Source organism: Flavobacterium agri (genome assembly GCF_013401995.1).
GTDB lineage: Bacteria > Bacteroidota > Bacteroidia > Flavobacteriales > Flavobacteriaceae > Flavobacterium > Flavobacterium agri.
The window spans coordinates 420561-428490 of record NZ_JACBJI010000004.1; the positions used below are offsets into that span (position 1 = coordinate 420561).

At 49.2% G+C, this 7930-nt stretch carries 3 protein-coding genes; 1 reads left to right on the forward strand and 2 read right to left on the reverse strand.

Annotated features, from left to right (window positions below):
* Nucleotide 1: 1 nt before the first annotated feature.
* Complete coding sequence (locus HZF10_RS12000) at nt 2-2017, reverse strand: thioredoxin domain-containing protein (protein WP_176006441.1); 2016 nt, start codon at nt 2015-2017, stop codon at nt 2-4.
* A gap of 355 nt (nt 2018-2372) precedes the next feature.
* Nucleotides 2373-3266 carry a NifU family protein gene (locus HZF10_RS12005; protein ID WP_176006442.1) on the reverse strand — a complete coding sequence of 298 codons (894 nt, stop codon included), beginning with the start codon at nt 3264-3266 and terminating at the stop codon, nt 2373-2375.
* A 145-nt stretch (nt 3267-3411) separates the two neighbouring features.
* Here HZF10_RS12005 and HZF10_RS12010 point away from each other — a divergent pair.
* The coding region (locus HZF10_RS12010) for a choice-of-anchor L domain-containing protein (RefSeq protein ID WP_176006443.1) at nt 3412-7930 on the forward strand (4519 nt) is incomplete at its 3' end.

Genomic DNA, 7930 nt, shown 5'->3' on the forward strand with positions numbered 1-7930 from the left:
ACTATAAATTTTTTAGGACGGATGCCAAATCGGTTTCAGGCAGTTGACACGTTTGGTTTTGACACACGTAATACAGGTTCTGGCCCGATTGGAAACGGTTCTCTAGAAACGGAAGACGCGATCCGGAAGAAGTTGCGGCCAACGTAAGATGCGGAAGGTAAAACGCATTGACTTCGGCCATTTCGGAAAGTGCATTTTCACCACAGATCGCAAGTTCGCGTTGTTTGTCGGAAAAATTCAAGAACACATTGAGCCAATTCGAAAACGCCGAAGCATAATCGATCACGGGAACGATATGCGACAGCATGTTCTCGCATTTCGTTTCGTAGTGCTGGTTGCCGAAATAAATCGAAAGGCGGTACAAATTCTCGCACATGACCGAATTCGATGCCGGTATTACGTTGTCTTCCATCTCGTAATGACTCGCGGCAAGCGCTTTGTCGAGGTTCGAAGTGAACAGGAAAAAGCCTTGTTCGGCATCGTAAAAATGGTCGAAACAATAATCACAAAGCTGCTTGGCCTGCGTCAGGAATTTTTCGTCCAAAGTGACTTCGTAAAGAGCGATGAACGCATCGATCACGAACGCATAATCCTCGAGATACGCATTGATCGTGCTTTTTCCGTTTTTGTAGGAATGCCAAAGATTCCCGTCTGATGCCCAACATTTATTTTGGATGAATTCGGCATTTTTGAGCGCGGTTTTCAAATATTCGGGACGACCCAAAGCCTTATAGGCATCGACGAAGCCTTTGAGCATGATGGCGTTCCAGGACGTGAGCGATTTGTCGTCAAGACCCGGACGATGGCGTTTTTCCCTTTCCGTAAACAGGATTTGCTCCCAATTTTTCTTTTTGGATTGCAGTTCCGTCAACGGGATTTTATGGATTTCGGACAGTTCTTCGACAGTGTGTTTTTGGATGAACACATAACGGCCGTGTTCCCAATGGCCGAAATCGTTGATGCTGAAGACCTCGGAAAAGAGTGTGAAATCTTCACCAAGCAATTTTTCGAGTTCCGATTTTGTCCAGACATAGAACGCGCCTTCTTCCGATTGTCCGTTATCGTTTTTGCTGTCCGCGTCGAGAGCGGAATAAAAGTTGCCGTCTTTTCCGAGAAGTTCGCGCGAAACAAAAGCTAGCGTTTTCTCGACGATTTCGGCATAAAGCGGATTCCCGGTGAGTTTGTACGCATCCGAATACAACGAAACTAATTGGCCGTTGTCGTACAGCATTTTTTCGAAATGGGGCACGTGCCATTTGAAATCGACCGAATAGCGTGAAAATCCGCCGCCGACCGTATCGAAAATACCGCCTGTCGCCATTTTGGTCAGCGTGAGGTTAACGAAATCGAGCAGATCGGGATTTTGGGTCTGGAAGCCGTATCGCAACAGGAATTTGAAATTGTTCGGAAGCATGAACTTGGGCGCTTTTTGATAACCTCCGAATTCCCAGTCGAAGCTTTTGGACCATTTCGCGAGCAATTCCTCGAGTTTGGACTGTTCGGGAAAATGCCCGCTCGGGTTTTCATTAGGAAGGATGTTGAGCGCTTCAAGTCCTGCGTGCAATTTGCCGGCGTAGTCGACCATCTTTTCGGGTTCGTTTTGCCACAATCGGGCGAGGTGATCGAGCGTTTGCATCCAATCGCCTTTGCGGAAATACGTGCCGCCCCAAACCGGACGACCGTCGGGCAACGCGACCACGTTCATCGGCCAACCGCCTCTTTGCGTCATGAGTTGGACGGCTTTCATATAAACGGCATCGACATCTGGACGTTCTTCGCGATCGACTTTGATGTTGACGAAATGGGCATTCATGAGGGTTGCCGCTTCTTGGTCTTCGAAGGTTTCGTGTTCCATGACGTGGCACCAATGACAGGCTGAGTATCCGACCGAAATCAGTATCAATTTGTTGTTATCGATGGCCGATTCGAGTGTCTTGTCGTTCCAGGCTTTCCAATGGACCGGATTGTTGGCGTGTTGGAGTAGGTAAGGGCTGGTTTCTTGAGAAAGCTCGTTCATGGAGTTGATGTGTTTTTGATGAGTTGGGCCGTTTTTGGGAAGTTTGTAAGACCTAACAGGTCTATCAGACCTGTTAGGTCTACAAAAGTACCCCTGAACAGCGCAAAACCATTACAGTTTTTCTGCGTATTTTGTTAAAACCGCGATTTGGAATCGGGATTTGACGCTACCATATCCCATAGCCCAGATGGAAGCGGATAGCCCACAGCGACAAAGCCTTCAATTTTTTGGTGCGTGACGGCGACCGAAGGAAGCCATTCCCGCGCCTTTAAAATTGCGGTTTTGTGCGAGGACTAGCAGCGGACAGCTGGAAATTGCTACCCATAAAAAAAAGCACCCTTTCGAGTGCTTCGTATTATCCGTTGACGGCTTCAACTTTGATGTTTTCGTCGTGCAGCATGTCTTTGAGCATGTTCTCGATTCCGCTTTTGAGCGTGAAAGTCGAAGACGGGCAACCGTTGCAAGCACCTTGGAGTACCACTTTTACACGTTTTTCTTCGGGATCGAACGAGTCGAAAAGAATGTTTCCGCCATCGGCTTGGACGGCCGGCTTCACATATTCCTCGAGAATATTGATGATTTGTTGGGACGTGGTGTCGAGATTCTCGAAATGCGCGATTTTCTGCTTTTCCTGTTTCGGAGTTTGGGCAATCAACGTTTCGTCTATGGCCGTTCCTCCGTTTTCGATGTATTGCTTGATGAAACTGCGAAGCTCGAGCGTGATTTCGTCCCAGTTGTAGCTTTCGTATTTGGTGACCGAAACGTAATTCTCGTCTATGAAAACCTCTTTGACGAACGGGAATCGGAACAATTCCTTTGCCAAAGGCGATGGTGCGGCTTCGTCTATGTTCTTGAATTCGGCGGCGGTTTTAGTCAGCATGCGGCTCACGACAAATTTAAGCGCGGCCGGATTGGGCGTAATCTCGCCGTAAACCGTCACGGGTTGTTTCTGAGGTTTCTCTTCCTCGATGAGGATGGGCTGTCCGCTGTTGGCGTAATTCTCGATCTGTTCGGCAACTTCCTGTTGCACGTCTTCCCATTCGACGATGCTGTAACGCTCGATGGCGATGAAGTTTCCCGAGATGTAAACCGTCTTTACGAACGGCAGGAAAAACAGCTGCTTGGCAAGTGGCGAGTTCTTGGTATCGTCTATGTTCTTGAACTCGAAATTTCCGCTTTTCGTGATGAATTCTGGGAACTCAAATTTGATTATCGCGGGATTTTGGGTGGGCTTTATGGAAATTCTCATTGAAAATGGTCGTTTGCTAAATTTCCGTGCAAATTTAACAAACATATGATGACCGTTTTTCTATATTTGAGCTTTAAAAAAAAATTAACACAACTTAAAGTTTTCGGAATAAAAACCCGAAAACTGATTCCATCTTTGTACTTCTATGAAAAAAAAATTACTTCTGCTGTATTTTTTCTTTCTGTCCGTAAGCGCTTTTTCACAGGCTGATATTGTCGTTACGAATTCGGATTTTTCCAATTATTACATTCCTGGAACGAACAACACCTACACGGTGACTGTTACGAACTTAGGACCGAATGCGGCTACGAATGTCCATGTGACCAACGCCATTCCGGCAGGGATCGACTATTTTTCCTGGTGGGGAAGCAACGGTAGTGTCGGCGTCAACGATCCGCTCGACAATACGATTGCAACTCTCGCTGTAGGACAGACGGTTACGTACACTATCGTTGTCGAAGTTCCGGCTTCGTATCTCGGGCCGCTTACGAGCCAGACGGTTGTCACTTCGGCGACGACCGACCCGAATCCGGCGTGTACGCAATGTATCGATACCGATGTCAGGGCGACCGGTGCGGATATCGAAGTGATCAACACCAACAATCAAACCCAGTACATTCCGGGCACGACGGTCACTTATACGGTGACGGTCGCGAACAACGGGCCTTTGACTGCGGCTAACGTTTTGGTAACAAATCCGATTCCGGCGGGAATCACTTCTTTTTCATGGAGCGGAGGCGGAAACTCGGGTACGAACGTTCCGTTGAGCGATACGATTCCTTCCATTACGGCGGGAAGTTCTGTCGTTTATACGATTGTCATTCAAGTCCCGGTTGGTTTTACGGGTAACCTCACGAGTACGGCCAGTACGTCTACGCCGACGGCTGATCCTGTGCCTGGTTGTCCGCAGTGTACCGATACCGATACTCAAGGTTTCGGCGCCGATCTTGAAATCACCAACACCGATTTTCAAACCACTTACGTTTCGGGAACGACCAATACTTATACAGTAACGGTTACGAACAATGGTCCCGGAGTTGCAACCGACGTGCAGATTGACAATGCGATTCCTGCGGGAATTCCGGCTGCGAACTTTTCCTGGAACGGCAGCAACGGATCTTCGGGGACAGGTACTGCGCTCAGCGACCTTCTTCCTACCTTGGCAGCCGGCAGTACTGTAACCTATACCATCAATATTATTATTCCGGGTGCGATGACCGCGCCTTTGACGAGCCAGACCGTCGTGACGAGTACTTCTACCGATCCGACTCCCGCTTGCACGCAATGTACCGATACCGATACGAATACGTTCGGAGCCGATATCGAAGTGGTCAATACCGATAATAACATAACGTATGTTCAAGGTTCGAACAACGTATATATCGTTACCGTTACCAACCATGGACCGATGGATGCGACAAATGTTCATGTGACGAATCCTATTCCGGGTGGCATCACGGCATTTTCATGGACAGGATCCAACGGTTCGACCGGCACCAACGTGAATTTGGATGATACGATTCCGACTTTGGCGGCGGGTACTACCGTTACTTATACCATTACATTAGGTGTTCCGGCTGGTTTCACCGGTCCGTTGACGAGTACGACGACCGTGACTTCGGCGACCACCGATCCGACTCCGGGCTGTACGCAATGTGTCGATACCGATACTCAGGCGTTGGCTGGAGCCGATTTGGTCGTACTCAAAACCGACCACGCTTCTGTGTTTATTCCGGGAGCGCAAATGAGTTACGACATCACCATCACCAATAACGGACCCGATGTAGCTACGAATGTCGATGTGTCGGATGCGGTTCCTGCGGGAATCCCGGCAGCGAACGTAAGCTGGACAGGTCCAAACGGTACGGGAACGGGAGCGATTAACGAGAACTTCGCTACGTTGAATGTCGGCCAGACTTTGACGTATACGGTGATCGTGACGGTTCCTTCGAGTTACGACCAAGAGACGAATTTGGTCAATACGGTCGTCGTGACAAGCGATACGCCCGATCCGAATCCAACTTGCGCGGGTTGTACCGATACCGATCTTCCGTTCGCCCAAGCGAATATCGTGACGTTCAAATCGGACAGCAAAGCGACTTATCTCAATAATAATGAATTGACGTATAGCATCACCATTGCCAACCTTGGGATAAGCGATGCGGTGAACGTTCAGGTTACCGACCCGATGCCGCCTCAAATCACGACAATGTCGTGGGAAGGAAGCAACGGTTCAAGCGGAACCGGTGCGCTTCAGGATGTAATCGCGAGTTTGGCAGTCGGACAAGTCGTTACGTATCAGGTTACGATTTTTGTTCCTCAGAATTACGATTTGACGCATGCGAATTTGACCAATACCGTTACCGTGACAAGCGATACGCCAGATCCGGTTCCGGCCTGTCCTGGTTGTAGCGATGTCGATACGGCAGCCCCGAACTGGGTTACGGTCAATACATCCACTTACAACTTGCAGGAATTGGTCGAGGACGTCCTCATCCATTCCGATTGTGCGAACGTTTCCAACTTTACGAGCCAAGGATATGTAGGCAATACGCTTCCGACCAACCAGAACAGCTGCGTCGGTTACTTCCATCACAACAACTCCGATTTCCCGATCAAGGACGGTGTGATCATCGGAACGGCTCAAGTTGTCGGATTCCAAGGGCAGTACACTGCGGGCAATAACCTTCCGGGTTCAGGTGCTGGCGATCCGCAATTGCAACAGGTGAGTAACGCCAACGGAGGAACTGCGGGTATCAATGATGCGGCGTTCGTCCAATTCGACTTTACACCGCTTACAGATAGCTTCAGTTTTAAATTCTTGTTCGCTTCCGAAGAATACGGTCCGTTCCAATGTACGTTCGGTGACGTGTTCGCGTTCTTGTTGACCGACTTGAGTGCGCCTATCGTACCGGGTGTGAACCCGATCAACGTAGCGATTATCCCGGATGTCACGCCGCCTACAGCCGTTTCCGTGCTTACTGTACGTGATCAGGCTTATAATGGCACATGTCCGTCTGTGAATCCGCAGTGGTACGACATCCACAATGCCGATTTCCCGGCTTTGTCTGCGATCAACATCCGCGGACAATTGTTGCCGATGATCGCTTCGGCTACCGTTATACCGAACCACAATTATCGTATTAAACTTGCAATCGGGGATTATCAGGATAGCATCGTAAACTCTGCGGTATTCCTCGAAGCGGGAAGTTTCAACGTAGGCCAAACCGACGTATTCGATCCGAATAACTCTACATTCCCTGATCTTGTCGGTCCTGCCGCCGGATGTCCGGGCGAGACTTTCGTTTTGCAAGCCGGTTCCTCGCCGATTGCCGGCGCGACTTATCAGTGGTTTATGAACGACCTTGAAATGCCGGGCGAGACGAACTATACTTTGTCTGTCGATGAAGCCGGTGTTTATTCGGTTATCGTAACCGTTGGCGGATCGGGCGGAGGTTGTCAGCAAACAGATTCGATCACGGTAGAATACTTGCCAGATATGCCGCTTGGAAACCCTGCTGAACTTTTGGTTTGCGCGGGCCAACCTGCTGATCTTGAGGAAATCAACACAGCGATCCTTAACGGATTGAACCCGAACCAATACAGCATCCAATTCCACCATTCTCAACAAGACGCGTTGGATGTGAACGACCCTATCCTGAACTATAACGCTTACGATGGTATCAACGGCGATATGAACCTTGACGGCGAGCAGATTTTTGCCAGTATCGAAGATTTGCTTGGCTCCGGATGTATCGGTGTCCGTATGTTTACGCTCAATACTTATCCTTGCGGAAACCCGGTTACGCCACCGGATATGTATCTGTGTGATACGAATAATGACGGTACTGAAGATTTCGATATTTCGGGTATTCCAGCTATTGCGTTGGGTCCGAACTCTACTGCAGATTATACAGTGACGCTTCACTACAACCAAGCTGAGGCCGATGGTGATACGAACCCTATAGATCCGACTTTGCTTTTCCCAGGTTCGGAAGGAACGCAGATTTTTATCAGGATGGAAACCGTAACGGATCCTAACGTATATGCGACGACATTCTTTACGTTGCATTTGTATCCTGATCCCGATGCTATCATTGCGGCTTCAACGACCTCTGTCTGCGTTGGCGGAACACAACCTGTCATTACGTTTACTGGGCAAGGCGGAACACAACCTTATACGTTTACTTATACGATCAACGGCGGTACGTCTTCTACGGTAACATCTCCTACAGGAAGCGATAGTGCTACCATTACCATCCCGACTACGGCTCCAGATACGTTCGATGTCGATTTGATCAATGTTGCCGATGCGCATTGCGACACGAATCAGACAGAAAGCATTACCGTTACCGTGAACCCTGGACCGGAAGCAGTGCTTCAGGCGCCAATCGTGACGGCTTGTTTAAATGGACCTTCGCCTACGGTGACAATCGTCGGTTCGGGTGGAATTCCTCCATATACATTTACGTATACATTGTGTTCTGGCGGCCCTCAAACAGTTTTAAGCGACGCGGCCGGCCAAGCCACCGTGTCGATTCCGATTACGGCTGCAGGATCTTGTGTTTTCAATCTTCTAGACGTAGCCGATGCGAACTGCACGAGCGTACAGGACGATTCGGTCACCTTCACGATCAAGCCATTGCCTGACGCTACGGCGGCGG